Raw genomic sequence first — 16,726 nt, 5'->3', positions numbered from 1 at the left:
ATTCCCATCCTCTTTGGAGCAGTTTGATTCATTTCTATAAGCTACAACCATCAGCTTACACCAGGTTTTATTTCAGTAAATGTTTACTAATGACTAGTCTTTGTATTTCACTTGTTCCTTCATATATTTCAGTTACCTTGGCATCGCGGAAATATCGCTCCACTGGGTAATCCTCTGTATAACCATAACCACCAAATACTTGAACAGCCTCTATTGCTGTTTGGACAGCTGTTCGTGATGCAAAAATTTTCGCCATTGAAGCCTCAGCGCCACACGGTAAACCTTTCGCACGTAAATCTGCAGCACGGTAGACTAGTAGTTTCGATGATTCAACAGCCGTTGCCATGTCGGCAAGTTTAAAGCTAACGCCTTGTTGGGCAACAATCGGTTTGCCAAATTGAACCCGTTCTTTAGCATAAGCAGTAGCTGCCTCAAGTGCCGCTTCAGCTATCCCTAAAGACTGTGCAGCAATACCAATGCGTCCCACATCTAAATTAGCCATCGCTATTTTAAAGCCTTCTCCCTCTTTCCCTAAAAGGTTGTCGGCTGGGATGCGGCAATTATCGAATGTTAACTGAACAGTACGAGAGCCGTGCAAGCCCATTTTATGCTCGTCTTTTCCAATAATTAAACCAGGTGTTCCTTTTTCCACGATAAAGGCAGAAATGCCTCTTGTTTTTTCAGCAGGATTCGTTGATGCGAATACAATATATACATCCGCTTCCCCACCATTAGTAATAAATACTTTGGAGCCATTAATGACATATTCATCACCAGCACGGACTGCCTTCGATTGAAGAGAGCCTGCATCTGAACCGGCACCTGGTTCTGTTAAACAAAAGGCACCTAAATATTCACCGGCTGCAAGTTTAGGTACATAACGTTTCTTTTGTTCTTCATTCCCAAAGTAAATGATTGGATTCGTTCCAACCGAGGTATGTACCGATAAAATAACTCCCATTACAGCGCTTACTTTTGATAATTCATGAATCGCAATAATATACGATGTAAAATCCATGCCAGAGCCTCCAAGCTCTTCAGGTGTTGTGATACCCATTAAACCAAGTTCACCCATCTGCTGAAGCAGCTCACGTGGAAACTCCCCCGCTTCCATTCGTTCTACCCATGGTTGGATTTTTTCTTGAGCAAAATTACGAACCATATCGCGCATCATAATTTGCTCATCTGTAAATTGCAAATGCATCTATTATGTCACCCCTCTAAGTTGTCCTGTAGCACTTCGATAACCCCATCCCCATAGGATTATTCGTAAATGTAAAAGCCTCTTCCAGATTTCTTCCCTAGCCAACCCGCTGCAACATATTTGCGAAGTAGTGGACAAGGTCGATATTTACTATCTCCTAGACCTTCATGTAAAATCTCCATAATGGAGAGACATGTATCTAAACCAATGAAATCCGCCAATGTTAACGGTCCCATTGGATGGTTCATACCAAGCTTCATGACATCGTCAATCGCTTCTTTCGACGCTACCCCTTCATATAAAGCATAAATTGCTTCATTGATCATCGGAAGTAAAATTCGGTTTGAAATAAATCCTGGGAAGTCATTCACTTCAACTGGCGTTTTCGCTAACTTGATGGTCATCTCTTCCACCGCTTTGTACACTTCATCAGTTGTGGCTAAACCACGGATAATTTCTACAAGCTTCATGACAGGTACAGGATTCATAAAGTGCATGCCAATAACTTGCTCTGGTCGATTTGTTACAGCGGCAATTTCTGTAATAGGTAGTGAAGATGTATTCGTAGCTAAAATAGTATGTGCCTGTGCAATATGATCAAGCTGTTTAAAAATGGATTGCTTCACTTCCATATTTTCTACAGCTGCCTCAATGATAATATCTACATCACTAGCATCCTGTAAATCTAGCGACATCGTAATGCGACCTAGAATTGCAGCCTTTTCTTCATCTGTTTTACGACCCTTTTCTACATCGCGTGCTAAATTTTTAGTTATAACACCTAGTCCACGCTCGTAAAACTCTTGTTTTATATCGTTTAATTTCACGTCAAAGCCTGCTTGTGCGCAAACTTGTGCAATGCCAGAGCCCATTTGCCCTGCACCAATGACCATTACCTTTTGAATTCCCATCAGTTCAGTCCCCCTGTTTTCGGTACTTCAATCATGATTGCATCGCCTTGCCCACCACCTGAACAAATGGCTGCGATGCCGACGCCACCGCCTCGACGCTTTAATTCCTGAGCAAGCGTTAAAATAATTCGTGCGCCAGAAGCTCCTATTGGATGTCCTAAAGCAACTGCGCCACCATTAACATTAACCTTTTCTGCATCTAGATCAGCTAACTGCTTACTCACTAAAGCTACCGCTGCAAAGGCTTCATTGATTTCAAACAAATCAATATCCGCTAATGATTTATTCGTCTTTTTCAGCAGTTTATTAATGACTAGTCCCGGTGTTTGAGGGAAATTTTCTGGCTCAATCGCTAGCTCTTCATGACCTATAATTATTGCCAATGGTTCTCTACCTTCGCGTGCTGCACGTTCCTCATTCATGATTACGAGCGCACATGCTCCGTCATTTACACCAGGTGCATTACCTGCAGTAATGGTACCGTCCTTATCAAAGGCTGGTTTAAGCTTTGCCAGTATTTCTAAAGAAGTGCCTGCTCTTGGCGCCTCATCCGTATTCACAACAAGTGGTTCACCTTTTCGTTGAGGAATCTCAACAGGAACGATTTCTTCCGCAAAATATCCTTTGTCCATAGCCGTTAGTGCACGTTCATGGCTACGAACTGACCAAGCATCCTGTTCCTCACGACTTAGCGAGAATTCTTTAGCTGTCGAGTTACCATAGCTGCCCATATGTGGTCTCACTGGATCGAAAGCACATGTTAGACCGTCATAAAGCATGCCATCAACCATCGTTGAATCACCCATTCGTAAGCCCGTTCGACCATTTAACAAATAATATGGTGCATTAGACATGGACTCCATTCCACCAGCCACGATCACCTCTTCGTCCCCTAAACGAATCAGTTGATCTGCTAATGTCACAGCACGCATCCCCGACGCACAGACTTTATTAATCGTTTCTGTTTTTACCCCTATTGGCAAATTAGCCTTTATAGCTGCTTGTCGAGAAGGAATTTGTCCCTGTCCCCCTTGTAAAACCGAGCCTAAAATTACCTCATCGACTTCATCAAGTCCCATATTGGCTTTCTCTAATGCGCCCTTAATTGCAATGGCACCTAAATCACTTGCATGTACTGCCGATAAAGAACCACCAAATTTACCAAATGCTGTTCTTGCTCCTGCTAAAATTACAGCTCTATTCAAGTAAAACACCCCTTTTGTTTTACGTTCTCGATGAAGTAGTGAAGCATTTTATTGACTGAACGCTCGCTCGACTTCTATCGATGAAAAATGGGAGTTTTTATTTCAACTCCCATTTCCATTTAATCTTATTCTACAAAACAATTTTTTATTGTGCAATTTATATTTTTCAGATAACTAAAATATTTCTACAATAGCAATCATTTTTCTGCGCTTATTTCAGTATTCTCGTTTTGATTTGTATTTTCTGCTGTCATCACAACTTCTTCCATAGTTTCTTCTACTTCCTCAGGAGAGTTGTCGACAACCTTTACTTTTTCCCCAAATACTGAACGCTCCAATAACTCTGCTACATCGAATGTGCCAATCGAGTCTTCCACTTCTTTAGCCTTTGTACCATCCTCCAGCATTGTTAAGCAGTAAGGACAGCCAGATGAAATAACTGATGCATTGGTTGCTAAAGCCTGTTCTGTACGAGCTACGTTAATGCGATTGCCGACATGCTCTTCCATCCACATGAGACCGCCACCGGCACCACAGCACATGGCTGATTCTCGATTACGTTCCATTTCGACTAACTTCACTCCTGGAATGCCACGCAAAATTTCTCGTGGTGCATCATAGACATCATTGTAACGACCTAAATAACATGAATCATGGAAAACAATTGTTTCATGTACCTCGTAATTTAATGCTAGACGATTTTCTTCAATTAACTGATTTAATAATTCAGTATGATGATATACTTCGCCTTTCCAACCAAAATCTTGGTACTCATTTTTAAAGATATTGTATGCATGAGGATCAATTGTAACAATTTTTTTCACGTCATTTTTAACGAACTCATCAATATTTGCTGTAGCAAGCTCTTGGAATAAAAATTCATTTCCTAAACGACGTGGCGTATCCCCAGAGTTCTTCTCTTTATTTCCTAAAATTGCAAACTTCACACCAGCTTCGTTTAATAGACGACAGAATGCTAATGCAATTTTTTGAGATCGGTTATCAAATGCTCCCATTGACCCAACCCATAAAAGGTATTCCATTTCCTCGCCAGACTTTTTCAATTCTTTTACTGTTGGGATATGGATTGTTGGGTCTAAATCACGCCAATTCTCTTTTTCTTTACGGTTTAATCCCCAAGGATTTCCTTGTCTCTCGATATTCGTCATCGCACGTTGCGCATCAGGATTTACTTTCCCCTCTGTCATTGTTAAATAACGTCGTAAATCAATAATTTTATCAACATGCTCGTTCATTACTGGACATTGATCTTCACAGTTACGACAAGTCGTACAAGCCCAAATCTCTTCCTCTGTAATCACATCACCAATTAAAGAAGGGCTGTAGATATCTTCAATCACTGCACCTTCAGCACCAGCTGCCAGCGCAAGCTGATTACCCTTTGTACTGGCAAAGAATTGATAAGGTACCCAAGGCTTTTGCTTTGTGACAACAGCTCCTGTAAATGTTAAATGATCTCGTAATTTCACGATTAAATCCATAGGAGACAGCATTTTTCCTGTCCCTGTAGCTGGACACATGTTTGTACAACGTCCACATTCTACACAAGAATAGAGATCAAGCATTTGTTTTTGTGTGAAGTCCTGTATGCGCCCCACCCCAATAGAAGGCATATCTTCTTCACTTTCAGCATTTTCTAATGCCTCAAAATCAATAGGTGTTAAAGTTCCTGTTCGGTCTAAACGATTCATGTAAACATTAAGTGGACTTACAATTAAATGAAAATGTTTAGATTGTGGTACATACACAAGGAATGTTAAAAGAATTAATAAATGTGCCCACCACATGACATAAAACACACCAGCAGCTACTGACGCAGGTAGGAAACCAAAAATAGCAGCAATACTAGAAGCTACAGGTTCCGTATAGGTTAATCCCTCTCCGTGCCAAATTAATCCCATACCATTAGCAAGTAACGTCGATACCATTAAGCCACCAATGAAAATTAATACAAGACCGTTTTTCCATCCACGTTTTAAACGTACTAGCTTTTCAACATAGCGGCGGTAAAATGCCCAGACAACCGCTACTAAAATCATTAAGACCACAAGTTCTTGGAAGAATGTAAAGACACCATAGAAAATACCAAGCGGTAAATGTGAGCCTGGTGCTAATCCTTTCCAAATTAAATCAATTGCCCCTAGCTGTACCATTAAAAATCCATAGAAAAACATTACATGGATTAAACCACTCTTTGGATCTTTTAGTAGCTTATTTTGGCCAAATACATTGACCATAATATAGCGAAGACGTTCTTTTACACTTTCATCAAACTCAACCTTTTTCCCCAATTGCACATACTTATAGCGTGTTTTCAACAGATAGAAGAACAATCCTACTGCATAAAGTACAACCACGACTGTTAAGACAATGTTAGCAATTAATAATGGACTCATGGTTGGTCCCCCCTTGTTTGTCGTAATTTTTCTCTCTTTGTGATAAATTTGCTAGCTCATACGGAAATGTTCATCACTTCGATATTATATTCCTATTCTAATAAATGAGTGAGCATTCAGTCAACATAAAACGGAAATATTTCTGATAATTTTATATTCTTACATTTTACAAGAAAAAAAGCCACCCTGAATTTTTTCAAAGTAGCATTTTTTACTTTTTGTAGAAAACTAAATTTTATTTTTTAAAAACATTACCACTGCGAATATATTCAACATCTGCAACATGTAATCGAGCATTTACTACACGTGCAGCTGCAAATAAATAATCTGATAATCGATTTAAATATTTTTGTACAACTTTTGGCACATCTTCAACTTCTTTCATAAGCGTCACCATTTCACGCTCTGCTCGCCGAGCAACTGTACGCGCAATGTGTAAAGTTGCAGCTGCTGGTGCCCCTCCTGGCAAAATAAAACGTTGTAATGGTGGTGCTTCATCTGATAATGCATCAATACGAGCCTCTAGCACCTCAATTGGTTGTTCAGTAAGCTTATAATGTCGTTCTTTCATCACGTTTGCTAGATCACCACCGGCATCGAACAGTTCATGTTGAATAGTTTCTAAATCCGTTAAAATATCCTTGAATAGCGCTTGATCTAATTCACTTACAGCTTTACCAATAAAAGAATTCAATTCGTCAATAGCCCCATACGTTTCAACACGTAAACTATCTTTATCAACGCGTCCTCCTATAAGACTTGTTTTACCCGTATCTCCTGTTTTTGTGTACAGCTTCATTTCGCTCATCTCCTAAAATTGTTTTTTGTAATTTCTGATAGCCTGAACCGTAGTTTCAAAAACACCCTTTGCAATCATTTTACCAACTTCCGTAATGGGACCACCATATAACATTTCTTCCCCTTTTTGAGTTGCTGCAATTAAAAGACTATCTGTAGCAGTACCAGTAGCAATCGTTCCACTACGTTCATCACGAATATTTTCTGATTGCAGAGCCTTCGTTTTCGCTTCTGTTGCTGTCATCATGGCCTGAAAAAATGCTTCCTCCGATAAACAGCCGTTAATAATTACCCATGTATTAATAGTACCAATATATGGTTTATCCTGCCTTTCGTGCACACGGGATACATCTACTGCATTCCCTACACCAGCAGTAACAGCTACTATCACACTGCCAAATGGTGCAGCCAATTCATTGATCGCCACAAGAGCTGTTGGCACTGCTGTCAGCATGACAACTGTATTCGTAGGAGAAAAATGGCCTCTTTGCAAAAATTCATTAACTTCGCTCTTTACATCACTAATCACATAATCACTAGGAACAGAGCGGTTTAACAAGCAATTATGCCATCCAATTCCAGGGTTATGGACAGCAGAGGATACCGTTTTTAAAGGAATATCTGACTGGAGCTGAATAAAGTGTTCCGTTATTATAAAATGTTCTTTTCTTATTACAGCTCGCTGTTGATAGTCGCTTGCTGCAGGCATCATCGTAATTTGTGGTTTAGGAATTTCTGGATGAGCATAAGTAGCTACTCGTGCTTGATAAATTTCTTCGATCTGAGAAGCAATTAATACTTCATGTGGTGCCCCGAGAGCTCTCATTTGTCCACTTTCCATGAGCAATAATTCATCACAATAGAGAGAGGCTAAATTCATATCATGTAATACCATCACTACCGTTAAACCACACTCCACAGCTTCCTGCCGCACCATATCTAAAATTTGCCGCTGATGGGCAATGTCTAAATGATTTGTCGGCTCATCTAGCAGTAAAATTTCCGCAGTTTGAGCAAGAGCCTGTGCAACAAAAACTCTTTGCTGTTCACCACCCGATAAGAATTCCATCGGTGTATGCTCATAACGTTTTATGCCTGTTTGCAGCATTGCATGTTGAACTGCTTGTTCATCTTGCTCAGACCAACTTGAAAAAAAGCCTGTTTGATGTGGATAACGTCCAAGCGAAATAGCCTCTCTTACACTGTTTGAGAAAGCGTTCGCATGGAGCTGTGGTAAAACAGCCATTTTTTTTGCTAAAGCACGGGCATTGTAGGAAAGAATGCTTTGTCCATCAATAGAAATCGTGCCCTCAACTGCTGGTAGAATACCACTCATTACCTTTAATAATGTGGATTTCCCACTACCATTTGGCCCTAAAATGCCAAGAATCTTTCCTTTTTCAACTGTAAAGCTTATATCCTTGACGATCGGTACGTCTTCATAACCACCTGATAGATGTTCAACAACAATCACGCCCGTACCCCCTTGCCTCTTCGTTGCTTATAAAAAATATAGGAAAAAACAGGCGCTCCAATAAATGCAGTAATGACACCAATGGGCAGTTCCCTTGGCAAGATGATGGTTCTTGCAACTAAATCACAAATAATAAGTAATGTTGCCCCATTAAAAAATGATAATGGAAGTAAATGACGGTGATCAGAACCCCAAATCATTCTTGTCATATGTGGTACAACTAACCCTACAAAGCCAATTGTGCCTGAAACAGCAACTGCTGCTCCAGTTAGCATGGAGCCACCTACTAAAATCAAATACTTACTTCGCTTTACATTGACACCTAAATGCTTCGCTCTTTCTTCCCCATATAACAAAACATTAAGCTCACGTCTCTGTGTCCACAGCATAAGGGAACCAACAATGACAAATGGGATAATCATTTGAACATACGGCCAGCCACGCATAGAAACAGAACCGAGTAGCCAGCCGATTACTTGGCGCAGTTCCTCTCCCGATAAAGCAATCATTAACGAGATTAACGATCCTAAAAATGAACTAAAGATAACACCTGTTAAAATCAGTGTTTCCATCTTTAAAGAACGGTCCACTACTCTAGCAAAGCTCATCACTATCACCATTGTAATGATCGCGCCTATCATGCTAAAGGTAGGTAAGGCATACAAGCCTACAACAGGTATAGAAATACTAAAAAAGATTGTCATAACTGCGCCGACAGAAGCACCAGATGAAATACCTAATGTATATGGATCTGCTAATGGATTTTTAAGCAAGCCTTGGAAAGCCGCTCCCGCAATGGCGAGAGAAGCTCCTACTAGCCCCGCTAAAAGAACACGGGGCAGGCGAATTTTCCAAAAGATATTGGCAGCTGTTTCATCAACTGACTGATTCCACAGCACTTCTATCGGAATATGAACAGAGCCTATAGCGACGCCACACCAGATGCTAATGATAAGAAGCGTACATGTTAATACATAGGCTGTTGCTACTTTTTTCACTTAAATACCTCAGGGTAGATAGCTTTTGCTAATTCCTCAAGGCCATCCGCTAAACGTGGTCCCTGACGGCTTGTTGTGCTTTCATCTACTTGCACAATAGCATTATTTTTCACTGCATTTATTGTATCGAAACCAGCACGCTTCGGTATTTTTGTTAAAATATCAGGTACATAACTATATGTCACCACGATGACATCTGGATTTTTTGTGATAATTTGTTCTGCACCAATTTCATACCAATTATCACCGTCTGCTGCTACATTTTTTGCATGGATCATCTCCAGCATTGCGTTCATAAATGTGCCTTGTCCAGCTGTATAAATATTAGGTTCATCAGAGGCTTCTACAAAAACGTTCTTAGGTTCAACGTCTTTCACTTTCGCCTGCACCTCTTCCACTTTCGCTTTCATGTCAGCAATGATTTTTTCAGCTTCTGGTAATTTCCCTGTGGCACGCCCAAGCTGTTCAATCGTTGTATAGGTTTCATTAAAATCTTGGGCATTTTTTACAACAAATACTTTCACGCCCGCCGATTCAAGCTGTGCTATGGCTGATTCCGAAAGAGACATGCTAGATTCATGTGCAAAAACAATATCTGGCTTTAAGGCAATAATTTGTTCAATATTGTACTCCATGCCACCAACCTTATCCTTTTCAGCTACCTCTGGTGGATAATCGTCGTTGTCTGTAACCCCTACTATTTCATCCTTTAAACCTAGGCCAAACAATATTTCTGTATTACTTGGAATAAGTGACACTATTTTCTCAGGAGGAGCCTCTAGTGTAATATCCTTCCCAATAGCATCCGTTATAGTCATAGGGAATGTTGCTTCTTCCGCCTTAGATGTTTCTTGTTGTGTTTGTTCTTTTGTAGGTGTGGAATTGTCTTTTTTTGCCTCTTGTCCACAAGCTGCTAGCAACCCTATCGTTAAAAATGCTGATACCCCTATTTTCCAAAATTTCTTCATGTGAATCCTCCTTCGTTGATTTGTGCGTTCAGGTGTTAGAAATATTCTTCCATCAAAATAAGACCCCTCATCTTCGAATGATGAGGGGTCAAAATCGCACCAAAAAACTGATACAAAATCCACCATCCTATCCTCGTAGGCTGTCATGTCTATGCTATAAAGGCAGGTCTCCTGGCTTGTGCTCATTACATTTTTCCAAGCCTTCCCGAAAGCTTCAGTGGCATCATTTGAAAAAACTCACACTTACAGTGGCGGGACCGCATCGGAGTTACACCGATTTCCCTTTTCACTTTACATAAGTAAAGAACCTTTATACTATTCAGTTGATTTTATTATACATGAAATTAAAAAAAGTCGCCTCTATATCAAGGCGACTCCAAAGGTTGTTAGACAATTTCAGCAAAATACTGTACGGTTTTCATCGGAGCACCAATTGTTCGTAATGACCAAGTCTGCTCTAAATAAACATCTGCTAGTTTTTCATATTTCCCACCAAATTTTTGTGCCCACTCAACTGCTATGATACTTTCATATAATTGAGCCATTTTTTTGGCAACATCCTTTGCTTCAAACGTTTTTGTTGCTTCATCGAGCGCACTAAAAACTTGTAAGGTTGCCGATAGTTTAGTTAATTGCTCTTGAACGATTTTCACTAATGAATGGTCTGTTAATACTTCTAATCGCTCGCTCATCTCTTGAACAAACAATTCATGTGCCCTGTATTTATCCACTAAGCGAATAAGCTCCAAAGCTAGTATATTAGCCGTACCCTCCCATACCGTCAACACTTGCGCATCTCTCAGTAAGCGTGGTGTTACAAAGTCCTCAATATAGCCATTCCCGCCATGTAGCTCAATTGCTTCACTTGCATAATGGACCGCCTGCTCTGCCGTTTCCTTTTTCATAATGGCAATATATAAACGGTTCATTATGATATCTTGTTCTGTTCCCTGACCACTTGTCACTTTATCGTATAACTGAATAAGATCAAAAATCGTGGCTACTTCTACGTGCAGCTTAGCGGCATATTTACCCAATGTATCCTGGATCATAGGATACTGTGTTAAAGGTTTACCAAAGGCATATCGATTTGACACATAGTGCTTTGCCTCTAAGAAGCCACGGCGCATAATACCAATGGATGCCACAGCATTACAAATTCTTGATAAATTAAGCGCCTCCAGCATATAATAAATCCCTTTGTTTTGATCACCAACTACATACGCGAGTGCTCCATCAAACTCAACCTCACCAGATGGAACGGCTTTCACACCTAATTTATCTTTTAGTCGTCGAATACGAAGATGGTTAGCCGATCCATCTTCATTACGCCACGGAACTGCAAATAGAGTTAATCCTTTAGAGCCTGCTTGTGCACCCTCTATTCGTGCCAATACCATTGCAACCCCACACATCCCTGCATTGGAGGCAAAATACTTTTCACCATAGAGGTGGTATTCATTCCCCACAAGTTTTGCTTCTACTACATTCGCACCAACATCCGAGCCTCCTTGTCGCTCTGTTAAAAAAGTCGCTCCCTCATATAGCTCCATATCGCCTGTTGCACAAACATGCGGTAAGAAGCGCTGCTTAACTTCTTCCTCTGCATAATGGTCTAATAAATAGGCAGTGGCCATCGTTAACGTCACAGGGCAATAAAAACCGGGCTCCGCATGTGACAGTAAATAACCTTGTGCAAAACTATAGACATAATTCCCTTTGTGACCTAGTTGGGGAATATCTTTATGCACATAGCCAACAATCCCCGTATTATATGTCTCCTCGATTGTTTTTTTGTAGCCGTCATTGACCCATACCTCTGAAACCTCTTCGCCATAGGCATTATACCTTTGAAGGCGAGGCTCCCCTTGTCGATCAGTATGTTTCGCCCTCACATCTATAGCACCCGCACAAAGCTCACCAAAGTCCGTCAATTCTCGATGGGCATAAGATGAAAATTCTTTATCCAGCATCATTTCCAACACTTTTTGAAGCGTATCATCATCTGTAAAGAAATTACTTGTGCCTGCTATTTCCTGTTGTAAAACTTTCATGCTATCTCACCTCTTGTCCTTTCAAAGATTGTTTTAAAATTTTGCCCGAAGCATTCCTTGGTAGCGCTTCCACTCTTTCGAAAATACGCGGTATTTTATACTTAGCAAGCTGCTCCTCTAAATGATCTTTTAGAGCCTCTTTATCAATATCCTGTTTAGCGGAATAAACAGCCTTCACTGTCTCTCCCCATTGTGGATGTGGAACACCAACCACTGCCGCTTCAAATATCCCTTCAAAGCTTAAAAGGCAATCTTCTATTTCTTTCGGATAAATATTGACTCCACCCGAAATAATCACATCTTTTTTTCGATCAACAATCCAAATAAAGCCGTCTTCATCTTTACGAGCTAGATCACCTGTTTTTAACCAGCCATCTATAAAGGCCGCATTGGTTGCCGCTTCATCTCTGTAGTAGCCAAGCATATTACCCTCACCAAATAAAACGATTTCCCCTACTTCTCCTGCTGGTACATCTTCGCCACTGCCGTTAACAATACGTATCTCTGTACCTAAAGGTGCACGCTGACCAATACTCCCAGCCTTTCCTTCATGCTCCTTGCCAAATAACAATGATCCACTTGGCCCTGCCTCTGTTAATCCATATACACATGTTAAATTAGTTGTGCGGAATGCCTCTTGAATAAAACGAACTTCGTTTTCGGATAAAGGTGCACCTCCATATACCCACCATTTCATGGAGGACAAATCAGCAGATTGCAATCTTTGCATCTGAGCTGTTAATAAATAAGCAACAGGTGCGCCAAAGAAATGCGTCGTTTTTTCCTGTTCAACGGAATCAATTAATAAGTCTGGTGTAAAAGTTGGCGTTAACACATTTGTAGAGCCTACAAATACACCTGCCATTAAAAATAAATGCAATGGAGCCGAATGAGTTAATGGCATCATTAGCAATATACGGCTTTCAGGCTTGACCTCCATTTCAACTGCAATCATTTGCGCAACTGTTAAAATATTACGATAGCTAAACAATACGCCCTTTGGTTTCCCAGTCGTACCTGATGTGTACAGAATAGTCGAAGCATCATCCTCGTTTAACTGACATTCAATCGGTTGGAAACTAGCACTTTGAATCAATGTTTCATAATGAAGCCAGCCTGCTACTTGTTGTCCTGTTTTAATTTTTAACGGTATTACGGCAATATGCTGGACTGCCGTAAAAATGGCTTCATGAGCAATAATCGCTTTTGCCTCAGCATGCTGTGCCACATACTCTACTTCTTGTAATGTAAACTTAGCATTGACTGGGACAACAATAGCACCCATTCGCTGAATAGCAAAATAGCTCACGACAAACTCTACAACGTTAGGCATAAAAATCAGAACTTTATCTCCCTGCCTTACACCCTGTTCTAATAAGGCATGACTAAAACGGGTCACTTGCTCATCTAAATCATGATAGGTCACCCTCCTACCATGACAAATTACGGCTTCCTTTGTTGGATACTTACGGGCATTACGTGCTAATAAATTGGAACTATTCATCGTGCATCTCTCCCCTTAAAGTCGTTAATTTCTCATTAAACATGCCATGCATTTGTTGTAATTCATTTCTCATTTGCGTAAGCTCAGCTATTTTTCTATCAATCTCCTGAATCTTTTGCTCTCCGTATTCAACGGTTCGCTCCAATTGCTGAATTCCTGAGCGATCAAAGTCGAAAAGTAATACCATTTCCTTGATCTCCTCCAGTGAAAAGCCGTAACGCTTTCCTCTGAAAATAAGCTTGAGCTTCGCTAACTCTTTTTTCGAAAAGGTTCGTTGATTCGTAGATGAACGTTGAGGACAAAGAAGCCCAAGCTCCTCATAATAGCGAATTGTGCGTGCGGACACATCGAACTCCTTAGCCACCTCTTGAATCGTCTTCATGATCGTCTCCCCCTTCCTGATTGGCAACAGTATACCATTGACGTTAACGTAAACTTCAACAAAATTTTCGAAATAAACAGAAAAATATAGTTCGAAGCAGAAATTTTAATGATTAGCCATTACTCTCGGATCATTAATTACCATTTATTTAATGTGTTAACCTGCTTTCTATCAATAAAAAAAGCCCCTAACACTTTTCCTGTTAGGGGCTAAGATGGACTATTACATTTTTTCTGGTGCTGACACGCCGATTAAACGAAGCGCATTAGCAATTGTTGTACGAACAGCAGTAATTAATGCTAAGCGAGCTTCTGTTAGCTCTTTGTTTGAAGCATCTAATACTTTTTCTGCATTATAGAAACTATGGAAAGCAGCCGCTATTTCTTGAATATAATTTGCGATACGGTGTGGTGTACGATGTTTTGCCGCATCAGCTACCACTTGTGGGAAATCGCCTATTTTTTTCAATAAATCAATTTCTTTTTCAGCTGTTAACAGGTTTAGGTTTTCACTTGTAGCCGCAAAACCTTGTTCATTGGCAGAACGTAAAATTGATGAAATACGTGCATGTGCATATTGTGCATAATACACTGGGTTTTCATTAGATTGCGATACGGCAAGGTCAAGGTCAAAGTCCATATGAGAGTCGCCTGCTGTTTTTACGAAGAAGTAGCGAACTGCATCTAAACCAACCTCTTCCACAAGCTCGCGCATTGTTACTGCATTGCCTGTACGTTTAGACATTTTGAATTTTTCACCGTTTTTATAAAGCTGAACCATTTGAATTACTTCTACTTCTAATGTATCACGATCATAGCCTAATGCTTGAATGGCAGCTTTCATACGTGGAATATAGCCGTGATGGTCCGCTCCCCAAATATTGATTAATTTATCAAAGCCACGGACAATTTTATCCTCATGATAGGCGATATCTGGTGTTAAATATGTGAACGAACCATCGTTTTTAATTAATACACGGTCTTTATCATCACCAAAAGTTGTTGAGCGGAACCAAGTAGCGCCATCCTCTTCAAACACATGACCATTTGCTTTTAATTTATCTAATGCCACTTCAATTTTTCCGTTTTCATATAGAGACGTTTCAGAATACCAAACATCAAAGTTTACACGGAAGTTTGCTAGGTCTGTTTTTAATTTATCTAATTCTAACGCTAAACCATGCTGACGGAAAAATGCAAAACGTTCTTCATCTGATTTATTTAGGATTGCATCACCATGCTCTTTTGCTAGCTTGCCAGCAATTTCAATAATATCTGGGCCGTGGTAGCCATCTTCTGGCATTTCAGCATCCAATCCTAATGCCTGCTTATAACGTGCTTCTAATGAGTAAGCAAGGTTATTAATTTGGTTCCCTGCATCATTAATATAGTACTCACGAGAGACACTGTAGCCTGCCATATCTAATACATTACACAATGAATCTCCAACAGATGCACCACGCGCATGTCCTAAATGGAGATCTCCTGTAGGGTTAGCCGAAACAAACTCTATTTGAATCTTCTCCCCTGCGCCTGCATTTGAACGACCATAGTCTGCGCCTTGCTCAAGAACCTGTGTAACTACCCCTGTTAGGAAATCTTTACGCACTGTGATATTCATGAAACCAGGACCTGCAATATCAATTTTTTCAATATCTGTTTCAGCAGTATCCAGATTTTCTAAAATAGCTTCCGCAATTGCACGAGGTGGCTTCTTCGCTAACTTTGTTAATTGCATAGCAATGTTTGTTGCATAGTCACCATTTGCTTTATCTTTTGGTGTTTCCAGGTGAATTGTTAATTCTGTATCAGCTTCCACTAAGCCTGCTTTTTTCACGGCTTGAGCCAACGCTGCTTTTATAGCCTGTTGTACTTGTTCTACTGCGTTCATCATTGTACCTCCGTAAATGTAATATCTAATGTATAATTGCCAACAGATTGCCCACCCATTAGTAAATCGTACTGTACATGGAAATCTCCGCTTACTACCCTGTTCGTAAACGACATTTTCTTCGTGTCGATAACGAGTGGCATGGAGCCAAACTCACCTTCATAATGCCCTTTTTGCTGTTCAATTATGTTCAGTGGTAACCGCATACTGACAGCTCCAGCACGCATAATAAGCGCCTTCTCATGGCCTAACTTCATAGTCGTGCGGATGGTTTTATCCTCCTGCACCTCATCATATTTCAAATACAAGCTTCCTGCTTTTTCAAGTAGCTGCCCTTTGAGCCGCATTTCATAACTTTCGGATTCACCCTCACTTGGGCGAATCGTAGAAATGAGCTTTATGTTTACTTGCGATCTTACTTCGTTCGCCATAACGGACGCTCCCTTTTTAGTCTTTTACTATAACCTTTTTATTATAGGATGAATACCATTGTTTTTTCAAGATAGAAGTCAACTAGACCTCAACTACTACGGATAATAAAGCAATAAAAAATCCTCCCTTCTAATGAAGAGAGGATTTTTGCAAGTTATCTATACCATTTTTTAATTATTAATTGCTGAACTGTTAATAATAAAGCACTTATGGTCCAATATATTGGAATAATCGCTGGATTAAACAAACTAAAAATAAGGATCATGATAGGATTAATGAACATCATAATCTTCATATTTATTGGTTGATTTTTATCTAACGAGAGCCAACTTTGCATGAAGTAGATTACACAAGCGATTATTGAAACCCCGATATCCACTGTGCCCAAATTCATCCAAAGGAAATTTTCCAAAAAATTATATTTGTATTGTGAATATTGAGTCAAATAATACCTTTACTTTTTTAAAACAACTAATTAAAAATGGGGGT

At 40.0% G+C, this 16,726-nt stretch carries 14 protein-coding genes and 1 riboswitch; all 14 genes read right to left on the bottom strand.

Annotated elements, in window-relative coordinates; translation table 11 throughout:
- Nucleotides 1–67: 67 nt before the first annotated feature.
- The 14 genes from B3D94_RS04715 to B3D94_RS04650 all read right to left on the bottom strand — a co-directional run bounded on the left by B3D94_RS04715 (nt 68) and on the right by B3D94_RS04650 (nt 16,649).
- Nucleotides 68–1,204: an acyl-CoA dehydrogenase gene (locus B3D94_RS04715; protein WP_069479972.1), complete on the bottom strand. Its 1,137-nt coding sequence runs from the start codon at nt 1,202–1,204 to the stop codon at nt 68–70.
- A gap of 59 nt (nt 1,205–1,263) precedes the next feature.
- Nucleotides 1,264–2,115: a 3-hydroxybutyryl-CoA dehydrogenase gene (locus B3D94_RS04710; protein ID WP_069479971.1), complete on the bottom strand. Its 852-nt coding sequence runs from the start codon at nt 2,113–2,115 to the stop codon at nt 1,264–1,266.
- On the bottom strand, nt 2,115–3,320 hold the full coding sequence (locus tag B3D94_RS04705; protein WP_069479970.1) for an acetyl-CoA C-acetyltransferase: 1,206 nt from the start codon (nt 3,318–3,320) through the stop codon (nt 2,115–2,117). The genes B3D94_RS04710 and B3D94_RS04705 overlap by 1 nt, the downstream gene beginning before the upstream one ends.
- A 197-nt stretch (nt 3,321–3,517) precedes the next feature.
- On the bottom strand, nt 3,518–5,737 hold the full coding sequence (locus tag B3D94_RS04700; protein WP_069479969.1) for a heterodisulfide reductase-related iron-sulfur binding cluster: 2,220 nt from the start codon (nt 5,735–5,737) through the stop codon (nt 3,518–3,520).
- Nucleotides 5,738–5,972: 235 nt separating this feature from the next.
- Nucleotides 5,973–6,536 carry a cob(I)yrinic acid a,c-diamide adenosyltransferase gene (locus tag B3D94_RS04695; RefSeq protein ID WP_069479968.1) on the bottom strand — a complete coding sequence of 188 codons (564 nt, stop codon included), beginning with the start codon at nt 6,534–6,536 and terminating at the stop codon, nt 5,973–5,975.
- A gap of 12 nt (nt 6,537–6,548) precedes the next feature.
- Nucleotides 6,549–8,009, bottom strand: coding sequence for an adenosylcobinamide amidohydrolase (locus B3D94_RS04690; RefSeq protein ID WP_069479967.1), 1,461 nt, complete (start codon nt 8,007–8,009; stop codon nt 6,549–6,551).
- Nucleotides 8,006–9,007 (bottom strand): FecCD family ABC transporter permease, encoded by a 1,002-nt coding sequence (locus B3D94_RS04685; protein ID WP_069479966.1) that lies wholly within the window; start codon nt 9,005–9,007, stop codon nt 8,006–8,008. The genes B3D94_RS04690 and B3D94_RS04685 overlap by 4 nt, the downstream gene beginning before the upstream one ends.
- On the bottom strand, nt 9,004–9,975 hold the full coding sequence (locus tag B3D94_RS04680; RefSeq protein WP_069479965.1) for an ABC transporter substrate-binding protein: 972 nt from the start codon (nt 9,973–9,975) through the stop codon (nt 9,004–9,006). Before B3D94_RS04680 ends, B3D94_RS04685 begins: the two co-directional genes overlap by 4 nt.
- A gap of 144 nt (nt 9,976–10,119) precedes the next feature.
- Nucleotides 10,120–10,302: riboswitch (cobalamin riboswitch) on the bottom strand.
- 59 nt (nt 10,303–10,361) lie between these two features.
- On the bottom strand, nt 10,362–12,029 hold the full coding sequence (locus B3D94_RS04675; protein WP_069479964.1) for an acyl-CoA dehydrogenase family protein: 1,668 nt from the start codon (nt 12,027–12,029) through the stop codon (nt 10,362–10,364).
- Nucleotide 12,030: 1 nt separating this feature from the next.
- Nucleotides 12,031–13,533: a class I adenylate-forming enzyme family protein gene (locus B3D94_RS04670; RefSeq protein WP_069479963.1), complete on the bottom strand. Its 1,503-nt coding sequence runs from the start codon at nt 13,531–13,533 to the stop codon at nt 12,031–12,033.
- Nucleotides 13,526–13,915, bottom strand: a complete 390-nt coding sequence (locus B3D94_RS04665; RefSeq protein ID WP_069479962.1) for a MerR family transcriptional regulator — start codon at nt 13,913–13,915, stop codon at nt 13,526–13,528. The genes B3D94_RS04670 and B3D94_RS04665 overlap by 8 nt, the downstream gene beginning before the upstream one ends.
- Before the next feature lie 222 nt (nt 13,916–14,137).
- Entirely contained in the window at nt 14,138–15,805 is a 1,668-nt protein-coding gene (gene argS / locus B3D94_RS04660; protein WP_069479961.1) for an arginine--tRNA ligase, read from the bottom strand.
- Nucleotides 15,805–16,236 (bottom strand): DUF1934 domain-containing protein, encoded by a 432-nt coding sequence (locus B3D94_RS04655; protein ID WP_069479960.1) that lies wholly within the window; start codon nt 16,234–16,236, stop codon nt 15,805–15,807. The genes argS and B3D94_RS04655 overlap by 1 nt, the downstream gene beginning before the upstream one ends.
- Nucleotides 16,237–16,391: 155 nt before the next feature.
- Complete coding sequence (locus tag B3D94_RS04650) at nt 16,392–16,649, bottom strand: YidC/Oxa1 family membrane protein insertase (RefSeq protein ID WP_291755228.1); 258 nt, start codon at nt 16,647–16,649, stop codon at nt 16,392–16,394.
- Nucleotides 16,650–16,726: the final 77 nt, after the last annotated feature.

Source organism: Lysinibacillus sp. UBA5990 (assembly GCF_002429815.1).
GTDB classification, from domain to species: Bacteria; Bacillota; Bacilli; order Bacillales_A; family Planococcaceae; genus Lysinibacillus; species Lysinibacillus fusiformis.
Note: the sequence above shows the minus strand (reverse complement) of the source record. Positions and strands in the feature narration are given on the sequence as shown.

Bases quoted from the DNA above. Each gene is read 5' to 3' on its own strand.
- B3D94_RS04695 (WP_069479968.1), bottom strand. From the start codon at position 6,536: ATGAAGCTGTACACAAAAACAGGAGATACGGGTAAAACAAGTCTTATA.
- B3D94_RS04700 (WP_069479969.1), bottom strand. From the start codon at position 5,737: ATGAGTCCATTATTAATTGCTAACATTGTCTTAACAGTCGTGGTTGTA.
- B3D94_RS04675 (WP_069479964.1), bottom strand. From the start codon at position 12,029: ATGAAAGTTTTACAACAGGAAATAGCAGGCACAAGTAATTTCTTTACA.
- B3D94_RS04715 (WP_069479972.1), bottom strand. From the start codon at position 1,204: ATGCATTTGCAATTTACAGATGAGCAAATTATGATGCGCGATATGGTT.
- argS (WP_069479961.1), bottom strand. From the start codon at position 15,805: ATGAACGCAGTAGAACAAGTACAACAGGCTATAAAAGCAGCGTTGGCT.
- B3D94_RS04670 (WP_069479963.1), bottom strand. From the start codon at position 13,533: ATGAATAGTTCCAATTTATTAGCACGTAATGCCCGTAAGTATCCAACA.
- B3D94_RS04665 (WP_069479962.1), bottom strand. From the start codon at position 13,915: ATGAAGACGATTCAAGAGGTGGCTAAGGAGTTCGATGTGTCCGCACGC.
- B3D94_RS04680 (WP_069479965.1), bottom strand. From the start codon at position 9,975: ATGAAGAAATTTTGGAAAATAGGGGTATCAGCATTTTTAACGATAGGG.
- B3D94_RS04710 (WP_069479971.1), bottom strand. From the start codon at position 2,115: ATGGGAATTCAAAAGGTAATGGTCATTGGTGCAGGGCAAATGGGCTCT.
- B3D94_RS04655 (WP_069479960.1), bottom strand. From the start codon at position 16,236: ATGGCGAACGAAGTAAGATCGCAAGTAAACATAAAGCTCATTTCTACG.